The sequence below is a fragment of the Emticicia sp. BO119 genome (genome assembly GCF_013912375.1).
Lineage (GTDB): Bacteria > Bacteroidota > Bacteroidia > Cytophagales > Spirosomataceae > Emticicia.
In genome coordinates this window covers 242,111-265,911 of record NZ_JACETV010000004.1, presented here as the reverse complement: position 1 = coordinate 265,911, position 23,801 = coordinate 242,111, and the positions used below count along the sequence as shown (strand labels likewise).

Here is a 23,801-nt window from a genome sequence, read left to right as displayed (position 1 = left end):
TATTCAATTCTATGAAATTCTTACTTTATATATTCCCCGTTGCTGTGTTTGCCCAGACACCCCAGAACGTAGAAAGCACACTGGAAACCATTAATATAAAATCAGGCAAACGAACCATCATTCTTAAAGAAAAACGTCATTTTGAAGCACCCAACTGGTCGAGAGACGGTAAATACTTTATTATCAATGCCAAAGGCTTATTAGAAAAAATCTCTACTACCGGCGAAAAACTGGGTACCATCAATACCGACTTTGCCAATAAATGCAATAACGATCACGGCATTAGCTTTGATGGCAAAATGATTGTTATCAGTCATAATGACGATCGCATGAAAGGTACACCAGGTGGCTCTTCCCGCATTTTCACACTGCCGATCGAAGGTGGTACACCAAAATTAATTACCGAAAAAGCACCTTCTTACTGGCATGGTATTTCGCCTGATGGACAAACGCTTGTATATTGCGCTTCGAGAAACGGAGAATTTGATGTGTATAGTATTCCGGTAACAGGAGGCGAAGAAAAGAGACTAACCAATGCGCAAAGTCTGGACGATGGCCCCGAATACTCTCCTGATGGTAAATACATTTATTTCAACTCGCACCGAACCGGAAAAATGCATCTCTATCGTATGAAACCTGATGGTAGCGAGCAGGAACAATTGACTAACGATGAATACAGCAATTGGTTTGCGCACCCTTCGCCCGATGGTAAATGGATTGTATTCATCACTTATATAGAAGATCAGAAAGCCTCTCACCCATTCGGAAAAGATGTGAAACTCCGACTGATGGACTTGAAAACCAGGAAAATAAAAGACTTAACTGATGTTTTTTTTGGCGGGCAAGGAACTATCAATGTACCGAGTTGGTCGCCGGATAGTAAACAATTAGCTTTCGTAACTTATCGTATAGATAAATAAACTATTTAAACCCTAATCTAATGGCCGAAAATCAATCCCGTCGTTCATTTTTACAAAACTTAGGTGTGGGACTTGGCACCACAGCTGCAGCATTTGCTGTGCCCTCTCTGGTGAGTATTCCTGAATCTAAACCCAAGTATGAAGGCAAGAAGCTGGGTATTGCTTTGGTTGGCTTAGGAAGTTATGCCAAAAACCAGTTAGCCGTTGGTCTGGAGCAAACACCTAATTGTTATCTTGCAGGTATCGTAACAGGTACCCCAGCTAAAGCCGAAGAATGGATGAAGAAATATAATATTCCGAAAAAGAATGTCTATAACTACCAGACTTTCGACCAGATAGCCGACAACAAAGATATTGATGTTGTATATGTAGTGCTTCCCAACTCTATGCATCACGAATACGTAATACGTGCCGCCAAAGCAGGCAAACATGTAATGTGCGAAAAACCAATGGCAAATAGTGTAAAAGAATGCGAGGAGATGATTAAAGCCTGTAAAGATGCCGGAGTACAATTAGGGATAGGTTACCGTATGCACTTTGAGCCATTTACCAAAGAAATTATCAGAATGAGTCGGGAAAAGGTTTTTGGGAATGTTAAATTCATTAATACAAACTTTGGTTTTACTATAGGTGACCCCACTCAATGGCGATTGAAAAAAGCAATGGCTGGTGGTGGCCCTTTGATGGATGTAGGAATTTACTGTGTACAAGGCTCCCGATATATAACAGGTAAAGAACCTTTATCAGTCACTGCTCAATTCGGTCCAATTACAGACCCTGTGCGCTTTAAAGATGTTGAAGAATCACTCTCATGGCAGTTTGATTTCCCCGATGCCGTTACTGTTAACGGCTTTACTTCTTACAAAACCAATATTGAACAGTTATATGCCACTTATGAGAAAGGTTTCATTCAATTAAGCCCTGCCTATAGCTATGGGCCTATTAAGGGTCGGACAAGCCAGGGAGAATTACATATGCCAGTTGTGCATCATCAGGCCAATATGTTAGAAGCTATTGCGCGGGAGTTTCAGGAAACAAAAATGTTTCCAAGCCATATTTCAGGAGAGGAAGGTTTGAAAGATATGAGATACCTGACTGCCATTTATGAAGCTGCACAGACCGGGAAGAGGATAATATTAACCTGATATGTCAGGTACAATTATAGCTTTATTACAAAATCGTTGGATAATACTATCCAACGATTTTGCTTTTTATGCAATTATGCTGAAAATCTGGTACTGTTTGCTGAATTTGGAGTATCTACTACACCCATCAAAATTACAATTTTGTAATACCTTTTAATTTCTTTGACCATGAACAATGAAACCCTGGTGCACGTAGGTGGACGAATGAAGTTTGCACCATCTAAAATAATCTTGCTTGAAAGTGATATTAATTATACCCGCCTATATCTTTCAGATGGCTCCATGTTTCTTACTTCTACCAATATTGGTCAGTTAGAGCGTCGTTTTGCCGCTTATCCTTTCTTTCGTATTAACCGTACCTATCTGATTAATCTGCAATTTATAGAAAACCAGCAGGATACTAATTTAAGAATGTGCAACCAGATGGAAATGAATATTTCTCGCCGCAGAACTACCCATTTTTACAGGTTTCTAAGAAAAACTCTTCCCAAAACCTTAAATAAATGAAAATATAGTATTATTTGAATCCATAATAGCCGAGCCTTTTAGGCAACATCGTTAACGCGTACTCATTTCTGGAATCAATATCAAATAATGCCTGATTTTTTAAGCATGCACACCAAAAATAAAATAATTCTTCCCATTTATTAAAGCACCTTGCGAGTATTTGCCCGATTTATCATCTTTGATAAATCAAAAGCCGCAACCTGTATTGATAAAACTTTTACCTATATTTCTTTTTTTTTATTCTTTAACAGTTATTGCCCAGACTGATAAAGGTGCGAATGCTTTTTCTTATCAGAACCTTCGCTTCGATAACCTCACCCTGAAAGACGGACTTTCTTCTAAAGATATTTCTTTTGTTTATCAAGACCAACGGGGGCTTATCTGGATTGGTAGCAAGGATGGTCTGAATCGTTTTGATGGAATTAATATCAAAATCTTCCGGAAATCACAAAAAGTAAATTCTTTACCTGATAATCGCCTGAATTCTATCGTAGAAGATAATGATGGTACTTTATGGATTGGCACTCAGGGCGGAGTCAGTCATTTCAATCCTTTTTCAGAAACTTTTGAGAATTTTGTACATGACCCGAAAAATCCAAAAAGTCTTTCTGATAACTGGGATTGCAATGTTTTTAAAGACTCAAAAAAAAGGCTTTGGGTAATGAATAATAATGGCCTTCATGTGTTCGACCGTAAGTCCGGAAGCTTTACCACACGGTTTAATACTATCCATAACCCTTTTTATTGTTTCGAAGATGAAACAGGGAATTTCTGGTTGGCAGCCTGGAACGGTATTACAAGATATAATCCTGATAACGGACGGTTTACATATTTAGAAAAAACCAATAGTGTGGCTAACTGTGTACTAAAAGATACCCAGGGAAACTGGTGGTTCGGCGCATGGGATATAGGCTTATGCCGATTTGACCCACAAACCGGAACATATAAAAAAATTCCTTTAAACCCCAAAAAGACTGACGAAAAATACAATGTTTTTGGTCTGAAAGAGATTAACCAGCAATTGTGGGTGAGTACCAATACGGGCTTATTTATTGTTTCTATAGAGCAACTAAACAACCTGAAGACTTTGTCTGAAACCAATCATTATCAGTATCAAAATACAAATCCATTTAGTTTAACAGGCGTAACCTGTACTGGTGTTTTCGGTGACAGGCAAGGTACTATCTGGATTTATACTGATGGAGGTATAAGCCGGGTTTTTCCTTCTAAACAATTATTCAGCAAATTAAGTATTCCTAACAAGGCATTAATCAGTGAGTTTTTCTTTGATGAAAACATTAATCTCATAGGCGGTTGGGGAATGTCTGCACTCACTATTACTGACAAAAAATTCAATATTATACAAGCTTATCGGCATTTCCCCCCTCAATTGAATACACAAGCCAACCATGCCATCAATGCTATTATTAAAGATAAAGACAAGTACTGGATTGGCACAATGAATGGCCTGGTATATTGTGATTTTCTACAAAAGAATTTCAAAGTCTTTCAACATGACGAAAAAAAATCAAATTCATTGGCTCATAGACGCATTAATGCCTTACTGAAGGATAGTAAAGACAGGCTATGGGTTGGATTATATGATTGGGGATTGGATTTGTATGTTCCTGAAACAGAATCATTTATTCATTTTAAAAAAGAAGATAAAAACCCGGATAGTCTTGGTGATAACCTTGTGTGGAAACTGATTGAAGACAAAAAAGGCAATATATGGGTAATACAAAACCTTTGCCTGAGCCGATTTGATGAAAAAACAAGAACATTCAAGCATTTCAGACATGAAGCGAATAACCCTGAAAGTCTGTCGGGTGATAGACTGACTTCTATTTTTCTTGATAAAAAGGGAAGATTATGGATCGGAACAGATAATGGCCTGAATCTATTTGATGAAAAAACACAGAGCTTTCTACACTGGACAACCGACGAGGGTCTGGCAAATAATGAATGTACGAATATTCAGGAAGATGATGACGGTAATATCTGGATTGCTACAGCTAATGGTTTATCGAAATTTGATTTACAAAAACAAAAGTTTTTCAATTTTACAGAATTAGATGGCCTTACTGGCAATGTATTATCAGGAGATTTTGAAAAAGACAAAGATGGTACTTTCTACATCGGGCATTACGAAAGAATAGATAAGATTAATCCTAAAAGTGTAAGAACCAATGATTTGGCTCCTGAAGTTTTATTAACAAATCTGAAAATCTTAAATCAGGAGAAACATTTTGATAAACCTTTAGAGCAAATCGGTGAATTACATTTACCCTATTATGAAAATGAGTTTTCCTGCAATTTCGTAGCTATCAATTATAACAATTCAGCTAAAAACCAGTATGCTTACCGACTGGAAGGCTTAGAACAAAAATGGAACTACGTTGGCAATCAACAACTGGCCACTTATTCTAACTTACGCGAAGGCACTTATGTATTCCATGTAAAAGCAACTAATAATGATGGCATATGGAATGAAGAAGGGGCAAAACTTAAAATCATTATCTCTCCCCCATTCTGGCGAACCTGGTGGTTTTCTGCCTTAATGGCTATTACAGTAACTGGTATAGGTTATGCTTTCTTTGTATTCAGAATTAGCCAGGTGCGTAAAGAGGAAGCACAAAAAAGCGCAATCAGCGAACAAATTGCTGAGCTTCGCATGAGAGCCCTACGTGTACAGATGAATCCGCATTTTATGTTCAATTCATTGAATGCCATTCAGGAATGTGTCATTACAGGTCAAACCGATGCTGCTGTTACATATCTGGCGCAATTCTCGAAATTGATGCGGATGGTTCTGGAAAACTCTGACAAAAGACGTATCCCGTTAGATAAAGAACTGGAGACTATTCGCCTGTATCTGGATTTAGAGAAGCTGCGATTTTCGGAAGTTTTTCATACCGAAATAAATGTCCAAACACATGAGGAAAGCAGTTTGTTAACCATCCCTCCGATGATGATTCAGCCTTTTTTAGAAAATGCAATCTGGCACGGCTTATTAAAGAAAAAAGGAAACAAGATATTGAAAATAAACATCAGTTCAGACGAAACATTCTTATATATTCAGATAGAAGACAATGGTATTGGCAGAGAAGCTGCCGAAAATCAGAAAAACCAGATAAAACCGGAACATACTTCTAAAGCGCTGAGCATTCTGGATGAGCGCATGAAGATTATTACAGAAATCAATCAGATAAAAGCAGAATTTACAATTGTTGATTTATTCAATTCAGCACAGAAACCTTTAGGAACAAGAGTAGAAATAAAGATTCCGATTTAAACACACCAGCCCATGAAAGCTATCATTATTGACGACGAACAAAAAAGCCGAAACTTACTGAAAGAGCTGCTTCACCGCTACTGCCCCGAAGTGCAGGTATTAGATTTAGCAGCGAATGCGCAACAAGGCATTGAAATGATTCAGAAAAACACGCCTGATGTAGTTTTTCTGGATATCCAGATGCCCGACCTGAATGGCTTTCAACTGCTTGATAGTATCAACGAAATCAATTTCGACATCATTTTCGTAACCGCCTATAATGAGTTTGCCGTAAAAGCCTATAAATACACCGCTTTTGATTATCTGCTAAAACCCGTAATACCTGAAGACTTACAAAAAACTATAGGTCGGCTTAAACTAAAGCATGAGAAAAGCAAAATAAACGATCAACTCTCACTTTTACTGAAAATCTGGAAAACACCGAAAGAATTACCCAATAAACTCATCATTAATGCCTTAGAAGGAATTACACTACTTAATATTTCAGAAATAATCTGTCTGGAGGCTGATGGGCCTTATACTACTATTTACACAGTGAATGATGGCAGAATTGTCTCTTCAAAAAATCTCCGTGAATATGAAGATGTGCTGACCGAACACCATTTTTTCAGAACACACCATAGCTTCATGGTCAACCTGAACCATGTGAAGAAATTTATCAAATCAGATAACCTATTGGTACTCACTAATGGGCAAACGGTAGACGTAAGCAAGCGTAAAAAGGAAGAATTTCTGGAAATGTTGAAGAATATCTGATGTGCGCTTTAAATTCTCTCCCGATTATTAAGTAAAACTCCTCACTTATTAAATATTGTAGTTCAGTTTAGTGGTTTTTATGATTTTTAAGTTGCCAAATCGGTCAATTATGTCAATAAAAACAATTATTCTATTTCTATATCTTTCTATTAGTGCTTTAGCCCAAAGACCTGCAGGTGTCACAAAGCAAGATTTGGACAAAGCGTTTGCCGAGAAAGGTGCCCGGCTCTCTTTAAGAGCAGATAAAGATTTACTGGAATCTAACGAAAGTACTGTTCTTTCTATCTGGCTTCTCATTCCACCTAAGACGAATGCAGACGACATTCCAGAAGGGATGCCCTCCGAAATTAAACTCCCTGACACCGAAATCTCTCCATACAGGATTACGAACTGGAGAATTGTTGAAGGTGGTGGGAATCTCATTACAGAAAGTCTGACTGCCTCTTATACTGCCCCGTCGGAAGCTCCTGAGAAAAAAATCATGATTGTCTCTGTGGATTGTGAGCCACTCAGTCCCAATTATCCGAAAGTACAACTCTTAAAAACGCTTTATTTTTCCCGAAATGAAACGGCTGTGGTACTGAATATGCCCACTATGGGCATTGTTAATGCCAAATTTGTAAGTAATATCAGCGGTGGGATAAAAATGCCTGATATCCCTGCCAATCTTAAGCTCCCTCCTGATGTACAGGCTAAGCTAAAGGCTGCGCAGAAAATGGCTCAGGCTCAAAAATCGGAGACGAACGCATTGATGAGTAATAATATGGCGATATACAATGCGAAAGAAAATATTACTGCTGTACGCTTCTCGGATTTAGGAATACAAGCAATGGACGGAAACCTCCAGACAATTCCAAGAATGGGGATTTTGGGTATCTCCTTTAAAGGAAAAGGACAGGGGAGCTATTCTCTTATAGGTAAAGATGTAGGCTTGGTGTTTGCGATTCCGAGTGAGCAAAATGCTTTTGGGTGTAGCAAAGATGCCAAAGACAATGATCATGATTTTAGCTGCACAGGCAATGTGGTAATCACGAAAGACGACGGCAAAAGCATTGAAGGTTATTTTGCAACCAAAGTCTTTTCGGCAGTTGGAAAAGAAGTAGTAGTTGGCAGTATTTATGGTAAATTCTCAGCATTGAAAGCTAATTAAAAATAAACTCTATGAAAAAACTATTGATTGTTATGACTTTACTACCTTTTTGCTCTTTCGCACAAGAAATAAAAGCCTATCAGAACTATGATTTTGTAGCAGGCACTAAAATTATTTTCTCTGATGATTTATCTGATACTCAGGATGGCGAATTTGGCATTCACTGGAAATTGAATGGTGGTCAAGCGGTAGTGAACAAAGTGGGTGATGAAAAAGTGTTTTTTATCACAAAATACTATACTGCTCTATCGCCACGTATGAAAACGCCTAATTATTTACCTGCTGAATTTACTATTGAGTTTGACACCTGGTTAGACGAAAGCTACGATAGTAATCCTGGCGTATCGCTATTATTCAAGAATGGCGAAGACATCCCTGCAAGAATATCTACCAATAATATGTATGTCTCGTTTGAGGGGCCTGACGGTAAACTGAACGGAGATTTTCCAGAGGGTATCCGCTCAGAACAATACTTCAACAAATGGCATCATTATGCCATTGCCTACAAAAATAACCAGATGAAAGTTTACTGCGATCAGTATCGTGTTTTGGTTGTTCCAGATTGCAATTTCAAAGCGGTATCTATCGGTATCGCCGGTGATGCCAGCGATGGCAAGAATATGATGTTCAAGAATTTTAAATTAGCAGCAGGTGGAGATATGAATATGATTAGCAAAGCATTTACAGAAGGCAAATATATCTCACATGGTATCCGTTTCGATGTCAATAAAGCCACCATCAAACCTGAATCAATGGGAGAAATCAATGCCATTGCTAAAATTCTGAAAGATAATGCGGCTTTAAAATTCGAAATCGGTGGACATACTGATTCGGACGGAGATGAAGCCAGCAATGTAAAACTCTCACAGGCTCGAGCAGAAGCTGTAAAAAATCAACTAATTTCTTTAGGGATAGACGCTTCAAGATTGTCTACTAAAGGGTACGGAGAAACCAAACCTATCGGCGATAATAATACCTTTGACGGAAAAGCAAATAACCGCAGAGTAGAATTTTCTAAAATGTAATTTAACTATTATTTGACATATCAAGAATACATGCCACGGTCTTTTACGAACAAGTATAGCCGTGGCACAAAAAAACGGCATTTTAAAGCTTAGGCGCAGCCGGTTTGGTGGGTGTATCAAAAGTATTGGCTCCTTTGACTTTTACTTTTCTGCGATAAACCTTATCTACACAGGTAATATACATCACATCAAAGTTTGGCCCACCAAAACATAGGTTTGAAACCTGCCCTTTGGTTTTGGGTACTGGTAAAATAGCATTTACTCGTCCGGTCTGGTCAAGTACCTGAATACCACTCAACGTGGTAACATATACCCGTCCGTCTCTATCGCATTTTAAGCCATCCGACCAGGCATTTTCATCCGTATCGCGTACATGTAGCCAACCATACTTCTGTTTATGAAAAAGTCTTCCATCGGGCTGAATCTGATATACCCATACCCAATGAGAGGCAGATTCTGTTACATACAATTGTGTCTGGTCAGGCGAGAGCGTTAAGCCATTGGCAAACTTCAAGCCTTCATCTACTTCTACTTTTTCACCATTTGGTCTGATTAAGTATAATTTACTTGGATTACTCACCCCATTTGGTGCTGTAATATATACATTTCCATTTTTAGCTACCACAATATCATTGCCAGTCTGATTATCTGCCACTACTGTTTCTTTACCTGTGGCGTCATAGCTGATAATTTGTTTTGCTCCTCCAGCCACAACATAGCGTTTACCATCAGGGCTAAAAGCTGTACCACTTGATTTTTTAGCATCAATCTCTAAGGTTGTCAGCTTACCATCTATGCCTACTTTATAGGTTTTTGAGTTAGGAATATCCTGATAGAATACTTCACCTGCTGCATTGGCTGCCGTGCCTTCTGTAAAAGTATAGCCCTCGCCCACTAATTCCCAACCTTCATTATCTATCAGAATATCGCTTAAAAACGGGTTCTTTGTTTTGCTCCCTGTTACAGGTTTGGGATAATCTTTCCAAAGCCAGCGCATAGCTTCAGGGAAAACAGCGGTTCCATGTTTGCCATTATGACCTCCTTCACCCCACACATGATTCACTTCATAGCCTGCAAAAATCAAGGCTCTTTCCATCAATTCATTCGATTTCCACCAGTCGCCTGCATAAATATTCAAATCATTCGTACCATCCTGTAAATACACACGAATTGGCTTTGGCTCATATTTACGAATTAATGTCGGATATTCGTTAGCCCCTCTCAAACCCACATACGTACCAATAGCACTAAATACTCTCGAAAAGGCATCCGGGCGTTCCCAGGCAGCCGTAAAGGCACAAACAGCACCGCTACTTGAGCCACCAATGGCTCTATCATTACCGTTTTTAGATAAACGAATCGCACGACCATCGCTTGTTTTCTTCTTTTCTACTTCGGGCAAGATTTCATCCAAAATAAATCTCGCATAATTATCTCCTAAACCATCGTATTCATAACTACGATTAAAACGGTCGAGAGCTGTTTCACCATTGGCTGCCTTAACTCGTCCATGCATCACAAAAACACCAATCGTCACAGGCATTTCTTTTTTATGAATCAGGTTATCAAATACTGTCGGGGCCTTCCATTGAATACCATCCTGATTCACATATACGCAAGCAGGTCTATCAGGCGTATATTGCGCCGGAATATATACCCAGTATTCTCTCCAGGTACCCGGAAAAATTTTAGAATCGGCAAATTCAAACTTTAGAATCTCTCCTTTAGGTACGCCCACTTGTTCAACAGAGGCGGGGTCTTCTGTATATTTTTCATTGGGAGTTTGAGCAAAAGTAGTCACTTGCCAACAGGCAAGCAGAGTGAAGAGTAATTTTTTCATAGTTAAGGTTTAGAATAGTTGAAATAGAATAACCAAATATAACAAAAATCAAAAGACAAATCCTTGCTATTTAATCAGATAGCCTGATTTTTAATTTGATATCAATCCAATTATTGATTCAATGATACACTTGGTTAAACCAATTAGAGCATCTATTAAATACAGGACAACCAAAAATAAATACTTTCGACCTTTCAGTAAATTTTATAGACCAATAATCATTAAAAACTTATACTCTCAATCAGGAATGGCGTTATTAGCATAATCTTTCGGGAATTGTTTCCCATCATTATCTAATACATTTAATCAGTAAATACATGAAAACCTCTTACGCATTCATCATTCTGCTTCTTGTTACGGCAAATACTTTTGCACAGATGTCAAACGATAACACCATGAGTGTCATGATTAATGGCACTGAATATAAAACACAGCCCCGCCAGATTAAAATCGGCAATTATGGCTATTTTACAGGCAACTCTAACAAACCAGACAAAATGGTAAGAATCTGGTTAGGTGATTTCTATGGTCGTTCCGCCGTAGAATCAGGTACTTATCTGATTGTAAACGCAGACCACCCAGATACCAAAGAAAATATCAAAAAAGCACAGGATTTAGGCAAATACAAAGGTATTGCGGCTATCAGATACGTTGAAGAAATCAAAGAACCTCGCATGGAATACCACATGGGTGAGTCACAGAATAATGACGAAACGCTGGAAGTGAAAAATAATGGGGATGGTTTTATCGATATAACTTTCAGTAGCAAATTGGCGGGTACTTACTGGAAAGAGAAAACGTCTGCAACCGTATTCGGCGGCTTAGGCCGATTGAAAGACAAAATGGAAAGCAAAGTCATTACTCAAGCTACTGGTTTCGACTCAAACATTGACCCGGAGGGTAACGGTTACAAGAAACAAGACAAAAAAGACGAGATTATCCTGACTGAAGGGAAGATGCACCTGAAGAACAATTAATCCCAATTTCATTAATGATATTTTATTGCTTGGGAGAAAGACTTATTTTTTCCCCTTTTGTTGTTGCCATGACTAAAAAGCCAAAGTACTGTGTATAACATCCATTTTTCAGGGGCTTATTTAAAGCCATCTATCCTCACAAAAAGCAAAATGAGCTGCTAAATCCCACCAGAAACTGTGGCTAATAAAACATCAGGTCTACCAGATTCTTCCTGGATGAATTTAGATGGAAAGCGTTTTATGAATACCTGTTTGCAATGATATAGTAGCAGTGAATTAAGCTTAATGAAAAAATGCACATAGTGATGGATAGTAGGAATACGGGTAGTTGATGTAGCCAATCAGTCTGAAATTGATGCTGTAAAGGCTTTAGCAAAGGCTTTAAAATTTTAAATAAAAAAACATGAAAAAACTAACCTTATTATTTGTCCTGTTGATAGGAGTAGTTTCGCTCCATTTTACTTTTGATGATTTGAACCGATTCGGAACGAATCAGGAAGAATTTAAAAGCCAGATAACCTTGTTGGCTTCATTTAAAGAGTTTCCGGGTTTTAAGTTCTATTACTCCCCCACTATTAAAAAAGCTTGTATGAGTATTCCAGCGGCCGAACAGGCCTCTGCTGCTAAAATGTTGGGCAAAATGGTAAAGGCATTGGTAATGGGGGCCAGTTTTAAAGCTGATTACGAAAAAAGTTTAGCACAAGACCTCAGAAACACTGACAGGAATTCGGCTGAAATGAAGGAAAAGTATGAAAATGATTACAATAGCAATCTGGTGTCAATACAGACTATCTCTAAAATGCCTGAATTTACCAATCAATTATTCCCTTTGCAGGAATCCATTGCAGAAAACAGTAAAAAGGCTTTAGATGATATTAATAGTAAAGACTTGAATAGCGCATCAGCAGAAGAAAAACAAGCCTTTAAAAGTATGCAGACCCTTTACAAACGTGGTTATGATAATGCACAGGCAATTCTGAAAATTAAACCACTCTTAAAATCAAATCCTGTTGAATTTAATAAGCAATATGCCCGAATAATGGCAGAGCAATCGGTAGAATCAGAAATTGAAAGCAATAAAATATCTAATGAAGAGCTATTGGCTCAGGCTGCTGCAAAGAAAGACTATAAAGCCAATATCAAATTACAGCTGCAACAATTTTTAGATGAATCGGCTGATGTAGATTTCGGTGCGAAAGTACTAAAACAATCGAATGGTTTTGAAAACTTTGAAAATGAAGCTTACAGAGAAAAATCAAGAATCTGGAAACAATGCTATCGAATTGGTAAACCAGCTACAATGGCTTTCAGAGAAATAGCCCAGGAATGGATAAAGGAGTTATAACAAAATCTTCCACAGTTTTTGACATCATAAAACCTACAACCCTGTTTTATTCACGTGGAACAGGGATTTTTTGTATCACGATTTTTCAAATCGTAAAAGCTTCTTATTATAAGATTAAATTCAACCCATTAGTCATCAATTGACTATTTAAAAAATCGTGACACACAGTTTTCTTGCCCCTAAATAAAATTATCCAAATAAAATTTATTTTAACAATAATTTATCCTAATTTTGTCAGTAATTTAGAAAAACCAACTAAATTAACAATTTATTAAGGATAAATTAACTTAAAAGATAATGTCAACAAAAAATTACATTCCTTACAAAGTAAAAGACATAGCCCTTGCCGATTGGGGTCGTAAAGAAATCAAATTAGCCGAAGCAGAAATGCCAGGCTTGATGTCTATCCGTAAAGAATATGGCCCATCTAAACCTTTAGCAGGTGCACGTGTAGCAGGTTGCTTACACATGACTATCCAGACTGCGGTTTTGATTGAAACATTGGTAGAATTAGGTGCTGAAGTTACTTGGTCGTCATGTAATATCTTCTCAACACAAGACCATGCTGCCGCTGCTATTGCTGCTGCGGGTATTCAGGTGTATGCCTGGAAAGGACAAACAGCAGAAGAATTTGACTGGTGTATTGAGCAGACCTTGTTTTTTGGCGAAGAACAAAAACCATTAAACATGATTCTTGATGATGGTGGTGATTTAACCAATATGGTGTTTGACAAATATCCTGAGTTAATTGGCGATATCAAAGGTCTATCAGAAGAAACAACTACAGGTGTTCACCGTCTGTACGAACGTCAGAGAAACGGCACATTACACTTACCGGCTATCAACGTAAACGACTCTGTAACCAAATCTAAATTTGATAATAAATACGGTTGTCGTGAGTCATTAGTTGATGCGATTCGTCGTGCAACAGACCTGATGCTGGCTGGTAAAGTAGCGGTTGTAGCAGGTTATGGTGATGTAGGTAAAGGTTCTGCGGATTCATTGCGTGGCGCAGGTTGTAGAGTATTAGTAACCGAAATCGACCCAATCTGTGCGCTTCAGGCAGCAATGGACGGTTACGAGGTAGTTACGATGGACGAAGCCGCCGCACGTGCAAATATCTTTGTAACAGCTACTGGAAACATCGACATTATCCGTGACCGTCATTTCAAAGCTATGCGTGATAAAGCTGTGGTTTGTAACATTGGTCACTTCGATAACGAAATCGATATGGCCTGGTTGAACAAAAACTACGGACACACAAAATCTACTATCAAGCCACAGGTTGATATGTATGAAGTAGATGGGAAAGAAATCATTATTCTGGCCGAAGGTCGTTTAGTAAATTTAGGTTGTGCTATGGGTCACCCATCATTTGTAATGTCTTGCTCATTCTCGAATCAGACATTGGCACAAATCGAATTGTGGACTTACAGCGATAAATATGAAAATAAAGTATATGTATTGCCTAAGCAATTAGATGAGAAAGTAGCTGCTTTCCATTTGGCTCATGTAGGTGCTAAATTAGATACCTTGAATGAAGATCAGGCCGCTTACATCGGTGTAACAGTTGAGGGTCCATTCAAATCCGAAATGTACCGTTATTAATATTGCTGAGATATTCAACGCACAGAGAGGAATTCGCAAGAGTTCCTCTCTTTTGTTTTATTCGGTTTTAACCATTACAGAAATTGTACTGCTTCTGCCTTTATCATCAGTACACGAAATTCTTAGCTTACCGGCTGTGGGTATAAAAAAGACGGGTTGATTAGCCTTAGACTTTTTAAGCAATTTATCATTAAGGTACCAATATACTTCTTTCACGTCATTAGCCGCCTGACAAGCCAATTGCATTTGCTGAGGGTCTTTGGCATTGATATAGTATTCGCTACCCTCGTTTGGATTAGTAATTATCGGTCGGTTATCTATAGCCCCAAAAACTCTTGTACAAGCCGGATTATGCGGCGGAATCCGCTCATAAAGAATATGCTTTAATTCATAGAAGCTAATCAATTCAGGAGCATAGTTCATGTAGTTTTTCTCCTTATAATTGCCATCAATCGGTAAGCACTGCGTGCAATAACTGAGAGACTCAGCATAATTGACAAAAAACTTCTTGATATGGTTACACTTAAGGGTATGAGAAACATTTCGGATAGAATAATCCAGAATCTTATTAGAGCAATACTCATTCGGCAAATCACCTGATTCGGCACAGACCTGACGAGAGACTACACTCTTCGGTTGCTGAAACCATTCATTGCTTGAATTGTAATCAATACTATTGAAGATTTGAAATAGCAAGGGAGTGGCTATTTCTGCCCCACTCAATTCGGGAACACCTTCTCCCGAAAAGTTACCCACCCAAACACCAATCGTGTATTTCTTATTATAACCAATGCTCCATGCATCGCGTTTACCAAAAGAAGTACCCGTTTTCCACGCGATTTTGGGTAAGCGATAAGTATAGTCAAAATTATTAGGCAAATCAGGTCGTTTAATCTGAGACAAAATCTGCGTAGTCAGGAAACATGATTCTGGCGAAATTAATGGTGCAGCACCTCTTCTTTCTTTCTCCTGTCTTTTCAATCTTGCTCTCTCCCATTTTCCCTGATTGGCAAATACTGCATACAATTGGGTCATTTCTTCCAGCGTTACACCACAGCCTCCTAATACAATTGATAGCCCTAAATCCTTTTCCTGCTTTTTTATAGTCTGGAAACTGGCTTTCTTTAATACTTCAATTAATTCTTTCTTACCTAAATCTCTTACGACCTTTACCGCCGGAATATTCAACGAATTAGCCAAAGCAAATTCTACTGTTACTTTACCATTGAACTTCTTATCAAAGTTTTCAGGTTCAAATCCGCTGAAATTGGTCGGTACATCATTAATGATATTCTTAGGCGTAATAATTCCTTTATCAAAAGCCGTAGCATAGAGCACAGGCTTTAATGCGCTACCTGGTGAACGAATGGCCTGTATGCCATCTACCTGCCCCCCATCAGTTTTATTATAAAAATCTGCCGAACCTACATAACTCTCTACCTGCATGGTTTCATTATTGATAATCAAAATCGCGGCATTATGAATATTCATCGCCCGAACTCTATTGGCATAATTCCCAACAATCTGTTCTACTTTTGCCTGTACAGGTTGTTTAATATAGGTCCTGATGGTTGGCTCATCAGGATATTGCTTTTTGAGCCTTAAAGCTAAATGTGGCACCATCTTAGGCGCTTCGTGTCGGCTTACATGAAGAGGTTCTTTAATTGCGTCATTAATCGACTGATTCTCAAAGGCTTTTTCACTTCTGAATCGCTCTAACCATTTATTCCGTTCTTGCACAATCAGAGGATTTTTTGTGCCTAATTGCAGGCTTGTTGGGCGATTAGGTATAATAGCCAGCGTAGTTACCTCTGCCAGACTTAATCTATCAGGCGATTTCTGAAAATATAAATAAGAGGCTGATTTAATACCCTCAATATTAGACCCATAAGGCACCAGATTGAGATACATTTGCAGAATCTCTTCTTTTGAGTAAAATACCTCCAGTTGTACAGCCCGAGTTATTTCAGATAGTTTATTCCAATAAGTTCTTTTATTCGGATATAGCATACGAACAACCTGCATGGTAATGGTGCTTGCACCTGAAGTTCGCCTGCCCTTTGTAACATTGTTATAGAATGCCCTGATAATAGCAATAGGATTTACACCGAAATGATAATAGAAGTATTTATCTTCTTTGGTAATAATGGCTTTACGAAGGGTTGGGGTGATTTCTTTCAGCTCTACATACATACGCCATTTATCGTCAGGGCTTAGAAAGGCGTGCAACAATGTGCCATCAGAAGATGTAATCAGAGTTGAGTATTTTGTGTTTATTTTTAGCGGAAAAATCAGGTTCAGTAAAATCATTACTCCCAGTAATACAATCACTATTTTTCCATAAATGCTTTTGAGGAAGAAATGGAAAAGTTTTTGAGAGAGAGACTTAAACACGAATTTATTTTTTAGAATTTAACATGAATTAAACGAATTTACACGAATATTGTGATTAGAGTCTGTTTAAATTTTGTCTTTCTGACCGAAAAGAGTATATTTTTTAGATAGGCAAGGTATATTTTGTAGACGTAGCCGGCAGCTACGGTGAAAAAATATAACGCAGTATATCTGAAAAAGATACCTTTGTAGGTCGAAATCCAATTTTTAAAGAGACTCTTATAATCACTATAATTTTTCATGAACCTAAAATTAAAATCCAAGCTTCGTAAAATCACTACCTTTATTTTTGATATAGACGGTGTATTAACAGACTCAACCGTACTTGCCCTCCGAGGAGGCGAATTAGCCCGTACTTTTAATGTAAAAGATGGCTATGCGATGGGAAAAGCTGTAAGATCGGGCTATCATATTGCTATCATTTCGGGGGGAAAAGAGGAAAGCGTAAAAGAACGACTTTCACCATTAGGCATCAAAGATATTTTTTTAGGAATACGAACTGACCAGAAATTGTCTGTTTTCGACCAATATTTAATAGATAATAATTTAACAGCCGATCAAACCATCTATATGGGAGATGATTTGCCTGATTGGGAGATTATGAAGCATAGAAATGTGCTTTCAATTTGCCCTGCGGATGCGGTAGACGAAATCCAGGAGGTGGCTTTATATCGTACAACAAAAGACGGAGGGAAAGGGGCCGTAAGAGAGGTGATAGAAATGGTAATGAAAGAACAAGGGAAATGGATGAAGATATTTTAAAACAAAACAGGGTTAGAACGAACCCTGTTTTGTTTATATTAAAACCCAACCGGTTTCAATTTCAACCCTGCGGTTTCATCTAAGCCAAAAATCAGGTTCATATTCTGTACCGCCTGTCCTGAGGCTCCTTTGGTGAGGTTATCAATGATACTGCTGATTAACAGGTTATCACCATGCTTTTCAAGATGTAAAATACATTTATTTGTATTAACTACCTGCTTTAAATCTATCTCTGACTCATCACTTATATAAGTGAACGGGTGAGCAGCATAGTATTGCTGATACAATTCCTGCGCTTCTGCTATCGTGCCATCAAACTTGGTATAAATATTCGCCATAATGCCTCTTGTAAAGTTTCCACGATAAGGAATGAAATTGATGGCTTTCCCGAAATCAGCCTGCAAAGACTTAATGCTTTGGTTGATTTCTTTTAAATGCTGATGGGTAAATGCTTTATAGATAGAAATATTGTTATTTCGCCAGCTAAAATGAGTAGTGGCTGATAATGATTGCCCTGCTCCTGTGCTACCTGTAATCGCGCTTACGTGCACATCTTCTTTCAAAACGCCTGCATTAGCCAAAGGCAATACTGCTAATTCAATACTTGTAGCAAAACAACCAGGATTAGCAATTTTACTGGCAGTTTTAATTTTTTCTCTTTGCAACTCTGGCAAACCATAGGTAAATCCATTACTTTCGTCACGGAAATCAGTGCTAAGGTCAACTATTTTTACATTTTCAGAAATACTATTTTCGGCTAAGAATTTCTTTGATTCGTTATGGCCAGAACAAAGAAATAGCACATCTGCTTTACTGAAATCCTGTTCATCGGCAAACTTCAGGTCTGTTTCTCCTAATAAATCGCCATGAGTAGCATATACCGGTTTCCCTGCCTGACTCTTCGAATTAACAAAAGCTATATTTGTATTCGGGTGATTTAATAAAATTCTTAGTAATTCTCCGCCTGTATAACCTGCTCCCCCAATGATTCCGATATTTATTTTCATAAATGAGTAAAAAATTTAAAACGATACTAATCGTTTAATTGCCAAAGAGTAATGAAATTATTAAAATATTGTTAGTACAAAGAAATTTTGCCCTATTAAAAGGATATGTAGTATAACAACAGATAGTTTGCAGAAGTTTCTGGTGCAATTTACGAATTTTACAACCATGTATCGGATAAAACTTATAATTTTGAGAAAAAATCAAACCCCTACAACATGATATTTTTAGAAATTCCCTGGAATGTCAATCCAATTATTACAAAACTTGGCGGATTTGAACTGCGTTGGTACGGATTATTATTTGCTTCGGGCTTCCTGATTGGCTACCAGATTATGTCTCATATTTTTAAAAAAGAACATAAACCAGAAAAAGACCTTGATGCACTTTTATTTGTAATGATTATTGCCACAGTGATAGGGGCTCGGTTCGGTCATTATTTCTTCTACGAATTTGATAGTTTCAAACAAAACCCGGGTAAGTTCCTGATAGATATGATTGTGCCACCGTATAATGGTCTGGCCAGTCATGGAGCCACAATTGGTATTTTAACTGCTTTATTTATCTATGGGCGCAAACACAAAGATCAGCCTTTTTTGTGGGTTACAGACAGAGTGGTTATAACTGTAGCTTTAGGTGGGGCGTTTATCCGATTAGGAAACCTGATGAACCACGAGATTTTAGGCAAACCAAGCAATGTACCCTGGGCTTTCAGATTCAACACATTTAGCCTGAACCCTGATGGTTCTATGAAAATGACTCCCGAAGCATTTACCCGCCATCCGGCGCAATTATATGAAGCGCTTTCATGCCTTATTCTTTGTGGACTATTATTTTATTTATGGAACCGGATGAAAGAAAAAATGCCGCATGGCTTATTATTAGGTATATTCCTAATATGGGTATTTACATTAAGATTTTTCTATGAATTCCTGAAAGAAAATCAGGAAGAATTTGAAAATAGTATGGTTTTGAATATGGGACAGATTCTGAGTATTCCGGCGGTCTTACTGGGTATCGGTATTCTCTATTATGCTTTTACCAAAGGCAAAAAAGATGCAGAGTATTATTCGACACATACATTTGAAACAGGTAAAGCCGTTAAATCCAAGTAAAGAAAAGATGCCCGTGAGACAGTCTCACGGGCATCTTTTCTTTACTTGCTTTATACTTTTAGCTGGCCATTAAATAGCCCTTGATAAACTCATCAATTTCTCCGTTTAAAACAGCTTCAGTATTTGATGTCTGAATATTGGTGCGATGGTCTTTTACCCGACGATCGTCTAAGACATAACTACGAATCTGCGAACCCCACTCAATTTTCATTTTCCCTGCTTCGGTTTCTGCTTTGGCTGCATTACGTTTTTCGACTTCTAACTGGTATAGTTTCGATTTCAGCATCTGCATGGCATGTTCACGGTTGGCATGCTGGCTACGTTCTATCTGGCAGGTAATCATAATACCTGTTGGTTTATGAGTCAATTGCACTTTGGTTTCAACCTTGTTCACGTTTTGTCCACCTGCACCACCAGAACGGGAAGTCTGAATTTCAATATCTGCATCTTTTACTTCAATCTCAATTGTATCATCTACTAATGGATAAGCATACACTGAGGCAAAGGAAGTATGGCGACGGGCATTAGAATCAAAAGGCGATACTCTCACCAAACGATGCACGCCATTTTCTGATTTCAGGAATCCATAAGCCATCGGGCCTTCAATCTGCAATGAAACAGATTTTACTCCGGCGGTATCACCATCCTGATAGTCTAATTCGGATACTTTGTAGCCTTTTTTGTTAGCCCACATCATATACATACGCATGAGCATACTTGTCCAGTCCTGGCTTTCTGTTCCACCTGCGCCTGCGTTTATTTCCAATATGGCACTAAACTGGTCTTCCTCATTCGAAAGCATTTTTTTCAATTCCAGTTCTGCCAGTATTTCATCAAATTTCTTTCCTTCTTCGTCTACTTCTTCTTCGGTAGCCTCTCCTAATGTATAAAACTCAAATAAAGTTTCAAGGTCTCCGATGGCACTTTCTGCCTTTTCGTAGCCGGTTGTCCAACCTTTGAGGGCACGTACTTGTTTCATTACACTTTCAGCCTTTTCGGCATCTGTCCAGAACTCAGGTTGAGCCGTCTGGTTTTCGAGGTCATCTAATTGTTCTTTCTTACTATCGTAGTCAAAGATACCCCCTTAAAGCCGCTACTCTGGCTTTTAACTCCTTCAATTGTTCGGTAGTCATATTATTGTTTAAAGATTATTTAACTATCTGATGGATTTATCATTTTTCAAAATCAGGGTGCAAAATTACTCAATTTTATTCATTATCTTTAAAGTTGCTTAAACATAAATATCTGTTTATTAATTTTTAAACAAATTCTACTTGTTTAAGTTATATCTATACTATAACAAATACTGTGTTGAGTTCCCTCAAAAAACATCACCTTTATTTATGCACCACCTTTCAAGCGAAAACCTAAAAAAATAATGAGTAATTACTCCATACGAGATTTAGAGCAGTTATCAGGCATTAAGGCACATACCCTCAGAATCTGGGAGCAACGTTATAATATTATTACTCCTAAAAGAACAGATACTAATATCCGCGTTTATGACGATCAGGACTTAAAATTAGTGCTGAATATTGCCCTTCTGAAAGAACACGAATATAAGATTTCTGAAATTGCCAAACTCTCTACAGAAAAACTATCAAAAGAAGTTGTCAGTATAACTGACAAACAACAGAATTATCCTGACCAGATTCATGCCCTGACGATTGCCATGATTGATCTCGATGAAGAGAAATTTGAAAAGATTATGGCTACAAATGCGCTGAAATTCGGTTTTGAGGAAATGATGATTAATATCATTTACCCTTTTTTAAACAGAATTGGTGTTTTATGGGTGACAGGCTCTATTGGCCCGGCACAAGAGCATTTTATCTCAAACCTGATTCGCCAGAAACTAATTGTAGCCATTGATGGGCAGGTAATACGGGCAAATCCCTATGCTAAAAAGTTTGTTTTATATCTACCAGAAGGAGAGCTACATGAGCTTTCGTTACTATTTGCTAATTATGTAATAAGAGCACGCAACAACAAAGTCATATATCTGGGGCAGACCTTGCCTTTCGATGAACTTGTTTACGTATGTGAAACACAACAACCTGACTATATGTTTGCTGCCATTACTTCATGCCCTGCTCAGGACGAAACACAGAAATATGTCAATAAACTGGAAAAAAGGTTTCCAGATATTAAGATTCTTCTGACTGGTTTTCAGGTAATCGGACAGGGTATAGAGACCAGACCAGATACCAGGATTATAACGCACATTAATCAATTGATAGAGATTGCAGAGAGTATATAAGGTGTAAAGCCTTCTTTCACAGGATTTTATAAACAAAAAAAATCTTTAACTTGAATTCGGTTAAGCCTGAAAATGAAAGTATTCGATTCTTTCAATATTTAGTTCAATTCTCACTGAAATAGCATTTAATGCAGAAGGAATTTACTATTACTCCCGGGCTATATTTAATCATTCTGCCTTTTTTAGTTTTACAATATATGAAAGCCTGGGGGCATTGTTATAATCAATATTCATAGTAGATACTACGCCATACAAGGTGTTTTCTTTTTGGGATAAATAAAACCTTAATGAATAAGGCTCATTGCCCATATCTTCATCAATGGGGATTTTATGTATTAAATTAAACGAAACAACGCCATTTTTATAATTGATGCTGGTAACTTTAATATCATTATCTATTTCAATTTTATTTTCACTATTACATTGAATACAAAGTTTTACAGGCACATTTCCATTAAAAGTTTCGATTTCACCACCCCACTCTCCTTTTAAATCTTCAGAGAATAATTCTCCGGGATTATTTAAGGTTGATGATGTTGTTTTGGTTTGTTTTTCAAAATTCTCTTCAAAATTCTTGTTCAATACGGATAATATCTTGTTTGTAATGGTATTACAATCGGCATGCCCAGAGTTGGCAAGGACTATTACTGCAATTCCTTCTGTAGGAATCAGCCTTATACTTGCCTGAGCATCGGTCGTTCCACCCTGTGCATAAAAGCTTTTAAAACCGAAATAATCCTGGTTTACAGACCAGCCAAAATCATTATTCAGGCTTGTTTCTTTTAGTTTTATTGTTTTTAAAGATAGTATTTCCCGATCTATATAACCTAAGTGTAGAAGAGCAAATTTTGTAAGATCGTTAACACTACTATACGCAGATGAACTTGCCGGAGTATTTGAGATTTTTAATTCTGCCGCACTGAAAGGTGGGCCTCCTCTGTATCTTAATGCGGTATTGGCAGGAATTGCAGTTTCGGCCAAAAAGGAGTTTTTCATTTTTAAAGGACTAAATATTTCTTTTTCAAAATATTTAGCCAAACTCATTTTTGACTGTTCTTTTATAATCTCGCCCAATACCTGGTATCCGATATTTGAATAGTCGAATTTACTTCCAGGCTTCCAGATTACATTGGCATATCTCGAAAAAGTGGTTGCCATTGTAATTGGGCAAGTCATTTTATCCGGATAGCAATCTCTGTCATGAGTAGTAAACCCGGCAGTATGTCCTAAAGTCTTGCGAATAGTTACCGAATCAATATTCCAAAATTTGCTCGTTACTTTGTAGTGGGTCAGGTATTTGTTTACCGGGTCATGCAAAGAAATTTTACCTTTTTCAGCCAATTGCAAAATTGCGGTGGCAGTTATGCTTTTGGTAACTGAAGCTAAATAATAGGGTGTATGGATAGTTGCTACAATTTTTCTTTCTTTATTAGCATATCCATAACTTTCCTCCAGTATTACTTTCCCTTTGTTAATTACAGCAATAGAAATAGAAGCTACATTATTATGGTCAACTTGCTGGATCAGTAAATTTTTGATTTTCTTTTTGTCGATATCAGATAAACTCTGACCAAAAATAAGCGTAGAATTACTTAATAAAATGAAAATTATTATTCCTTTATGTAAGCCATATTTGATTCCCAGGAAATTTTTCATGATTAAAAGATTTTATTTTTTTGCATGAAAACCTGAAAGCT

The 23,801-nt window shown here is 37.6% G+C and carries 18 protein-coding genes; 13 read left to right on the top strand and 5 right to left on the bottom strand.

Annotated elements, in window-relative coordinates; translation table 11 throughout:
- Positions 1-11: 11 nt before the first annotated feature.
- The 7 genes from H1R81_RS15055 to H1R81_RS15025 all read left to right on the top strand — a co-directional run bounded on the left by H1R81_RS15055 (position 12) and on the right by H1R81_RS15025 (position 8,798).
- Positions 12-920: a DUF5050 domain-containing protein gene (locus H1R81_RS15055; protein ID WP_181841564.1), complete on the top strand. Its 909-nt coding sequence runs from the start codon at positions 12-14 to the stop codon at positions 918-920.
- A 20-nt stretch (positions 921-940) separates the two neighbouring features.
- Positions 941-2,065 (top strand): Gfo/Idh/MocA family protein, encoded by a 1,125-nt coding sequence (locus tag H1R81_RS15050; protein WP_181841563.1) that lies wholly within the window; start codon positions 941-943, stop codon positions 2,063-2,065.
- Between the two features lie 168 nt (positions 2,066-2,233).
- On the top strand, positions 2,234-2,572 hold the full coding sequence (locus tag H1R81_RS15045) for a LytTR family DNA-binding domain-containing protein (protein ID WP_181841562.1): 339 nt from the start codon (positions 2,234-2,236) through the stop codon (positions 2,570-2,572).
- Between the two features lie 205 nt (positions 2,573-2,777).
- The gene (locus H1R81_RS15040) at positions 2,778-5,867 is read left to right on the top strand and encodes a two-component regulator propeller domain-containing protein (protein WP_181841561.1); all 3,090 of its coding nucleotides are present in this window, start codon (positions 2,778-2,780) and stop codon (positions 5,865-5,867) included.
- A gap of 12 nt (positions 5,868-5,879) precedes the next feature.
- Positions 5,880-6,623: a LytTR family DNA-binding domain-containing protein gene (locus H1R81_RS15035; RefSeq protein WP_181841560.1), complete on the top strand. Its 744-nt coding sequence runs from the start codon at positions 5,880-5,882 to the stop codon at positions 6,621-6,623.
- A 109-nt stretch (positions 6,624-6,732) separates the two neighbouring features.
- Positions 6,733-7,773, top strand: coding sequence for a hypothetical protein (locus tag H1R81_RS15030; protein ID WP_181841559.1), 1,041 nt, complete (start codon positions 6,733-6,735; stop codon positions 7,771-7,773).
- 11 nt (positions 7,774-7,784) lie between these two features.
- The gene (locus tag H1R81_RS15025; RefSeq protein WP_181841558.1) at positions 7,785-8,798 is read left to right on the top strand and encodes an OmpA family protein; all 1,014 of its coding nucleotides are present in this window, start codon (positions 7,785-7,787) and stop codon (positions 8,796-8,798) included.
- Between the two features lie 82 nt (positions 8,799-8,880).
- Here the strand turns inward: H1R81_RS15025 and H1R81_RS15020 are convergent, their stop codons facing one another.
- Positions 8,881-10,638 (bottom strand): SMP-30/gluconolactonase/LRE family protein, encoded by a 1,758-nt coding sequence (locus H1R81_RS15020; RefSeq protein WP_181841557.1) that lies wholly within the window; start codon positions 10,636-10,638, stop codon positions 8,881-8,883.
- Positions 10,639-10,955: 317 nt separating this feature from the next.
- Between H1R81_RS15020 and H1R81_RS15015 the strand changes: the two genes are divergently transcribed.
- From H1R81_RS15015 to ahcY, 3 genes are all read left to right on the top strand, one after another.
- Positions 10,956-11,615: a hypothetical protein gene (locus H1R81_RS15015; protein WP_181841556.1), complete on the top strand. Its 660-nt coding sequence runs from the start codon at positions 10,956-10,958 to the stop codon at positions 11,613-11,615.
- A gap of 403 nt (positions 11,616-12,018) precedes the next feature.
- Positions 12,019-12,960: a hypothetical protein gene (locus H1R81_RS15010; protein ID WP_181841555.1), complete on the top strand. Its 942-nt coding sequence runs from the start codon at positions 12,019-12,021 to the stop codon at positions 12,958-12,960.
- Between the two features lie 297 nt (positions 12,961-13,257).
- Positions 13,258-14,568 (top strand): adenosylhomocysteinase, encoded by a 1,311-nt coding sequence (gene ahcY / locus H1R81_RS15005; RefSeq protein ID WP_181841554.1) that lies wholly within the window; start codon positions 13,258-13,260, stop codon positions 14,566-14,568.
- A 57-nt stretch (positions 14,569-14,625) separates the two neighbouring features.
- On the opposite strand, the gene pbpC is transcribed toward ahcY, so the two are convergent.
- The gene (gene pbpC / locus H1R81_RS15000; protein ID WP_181841826.1) at positions 14,626-16,878 is read right to left on the bottom strand and encodes a penicillin-binding protein 1C; all 2,253 of its coding nucleotides are present in this window, start codon (positions 16,876-16,878) and stop codon (positions 14,626-14,628) included.
- Between the two features lie 324 nt (positions 16,879-17,202).
- Between pbpC and H1R81_RS14995 the strand changes: the two genes are divergently transcribed.
- Positions 17,203-17,724 carry an HAD family hydrolase gene (locus H1R81_RS14995; protein WP_181841553.1) on the top strand — a complete coding sequence of 174 codons (522 nt, stop codon included), beginning with the start codon at positions 17,203-17,205 and terminating at the stop codon, positions 17,722-17,724.
- Between the two features lie 38 nt (positions 17,725-17,762).
- Here H1R81_RS14995 and argC read toward each other — a convergent pair whose 3' ends face one another.
- A complete protein-coding gene (argC, locus tag H1R81_RS14990; protein WP_181841552.1) occupies positions 17,763-18,731 on the bottom strand; it encodes an N-acetyl-gamma-glutamyl-phosphate reductase in 969 nt (322 codons plus the stop codon).
- A gap of 216 nt (positions 18,732-18,947) precedes the next feature.
- Here argC and lgt point away from each other — a divergent pair, with 216 nt between their 5' ends.
- Complete coding sequence (lgt, locus tag H1R81_RS14985) at positions 18,948-19,844, top strand: prolipoprotein diacylglyceryl transferase (RefSeq protein WP_181841551.1); 897 nt, start codon at positions 18,948-18,950, stop codon at positions 19,842-19,844.
- A gap of 58 nt (positions 19,845-19,902) precedes the next feature.
- Here the strand turns inward: lgt and prfB are convergent.
- Positions 19,903-20,977 (bottom strand): peptide chain release factor 2 gene (gene prfB, locus H1R81_RS14980; RefSeq protein ID WP_181841550.1). Its coding sequence is split into 2 segments (ribosomal slippage): positions 19,903-20,916 and positions 20,918-20,977, totalling 1,074 coding nucleotides; the frame shifts between segments, so codons are not numbered across the junction.
- Between the two features lie 245 nt (positions 20,978-21,222).
- Here prfB and H1R81_RS14975 point away from each other — a divergent pair.
- Complete coding sequence (locus H1R81_RS14975) at positions 21,223-22,104, top strand: MerR family transcriptional regulator (RefSeq protein WP_181841549.1); 882 nt, start codon at positions 21,223-21,225, stop codon at positions 22,102-22,104.
- A gap of 168 nt (positions 22,105-22,272) precedes the next feature.
- On the opposite strand, the gene H1R81_RS14970 is transcribed toward H1R81_RS14975, so the two are convergent.
- Positions 22,273-23,760, bottom strand: a complete 1,488-nt coding sequence (locus H1R81_RS14970) for a serine hydrolase (protein ID WP_181841548.1) — start codon at positions 23,758-23,760, stop codon at positions 22,273-22,275.
- Between the last annotated feature and the right edge of the window lie 41 nt (positions 23,761-23,801).

Coding starts and splice junctions, on each gene's coding strand:
- H1R81_RS15055 (WP_181841564.1), top strand. CDS start 12: ATGAAATTCTTACTTTATATATTCCCCGTTGCTGTGTTTGCCCAGACA.
- H1R81_RS15050 (WP_181841563.1), top strand. CDS start 941: ATGGCCGAAAATCAATCCCGTCGTTCATTTTTACAAAACTTAGGTGTG.
- H1R81_RS15045 (WP_181841562.1), top strand. CDS start 2,234: ATGAACAATGAAACCCTGGTGCACGTAGGTGGACGAATGAAGTTTGCA.
- H1R81_RS15035 (WP_181841560.1), top strand. CDS start 5,880: ATGAAAGCTATCATTATTGACGACGAACAAAAAAGCCGAAACTTACTG.
- H1R81_RS15030 (WP_181841559.1), top strand. CDS start 6,733: ATGTCAATAAAAACAATTATTCTATTTCTATATCTTTCTATTAGTGCT.
- H1R81_RS15025 (WP_181841558.1), top strand. CDS start 7,785: ATGAAAAAACTATTGATTGTTATGACTTTACTACCTTTTTGCTCTTTC.
- H1R81_RS15020 (WP_181841557.1), bottom strand. CDS start 10,638: ATGAAAAAATTACTCTTCACTCTGCTTGCCTGTTGGCAAGTGACTACT.
- H1R81_RS15015 (WP_181841556.1), top strand. CDS start 10,956: ATGAAAACCTCTTACGCATTCATCATTCTGCTTCTTGTTACGGCAAAT.
- H1R81_RS15010 (WP_181841555.1), top strand. CDS start 12,019: ATGAAAAAACTAACCTTATTATTTGTCCTGTTGATAGGAGTAGTTTCG.
- ahcY (WP_181841554.1), top strand. CDS start 13,258: ATGTCAACAAAAAATTACATTCCTTACAAAGTAAAAGACATAGCCCTT.
- pbpC (WP_181841826.1), bottom strand. CDS start 16,878: ATGATTTTACTGAACCTGATTTTTCCGCTAAAAATAAACACAAAATAC.
- H1R81_RS14995 (WP_181841553.1), top strand. CDS start 17,203: ATGAACCTAAAATTAAAATCCAAGCTTCGTAAAATCACTACCTTTATT.
- argC (WP_181841552.1), bottom strand. CDS start 18,731: ATGAAAATAAATATCGGAATCATTGGGGGAGCAGGTTATACAGGCGGA.
- lgt (WP_181841551.1), top strand. CDS start 18,948: ATGATATTTTTAGAAATTCCCTGGAATGTCAATCCAATTATTACAAAA.
- H1R81_RS14975 (WP_181841549.1), top strand. CDS start 21,223: ATGAGTAATTACTCCATACGAGATTTAGAGCAGTTATCAGGCATTAAG.
- H1R81_RS14970 (WP_181841548.1), bottom strand. CDS start 23,760: ATGAAAAATTTCCTGGGAATCAAATATGGCTTACATAAAGGAATAATA.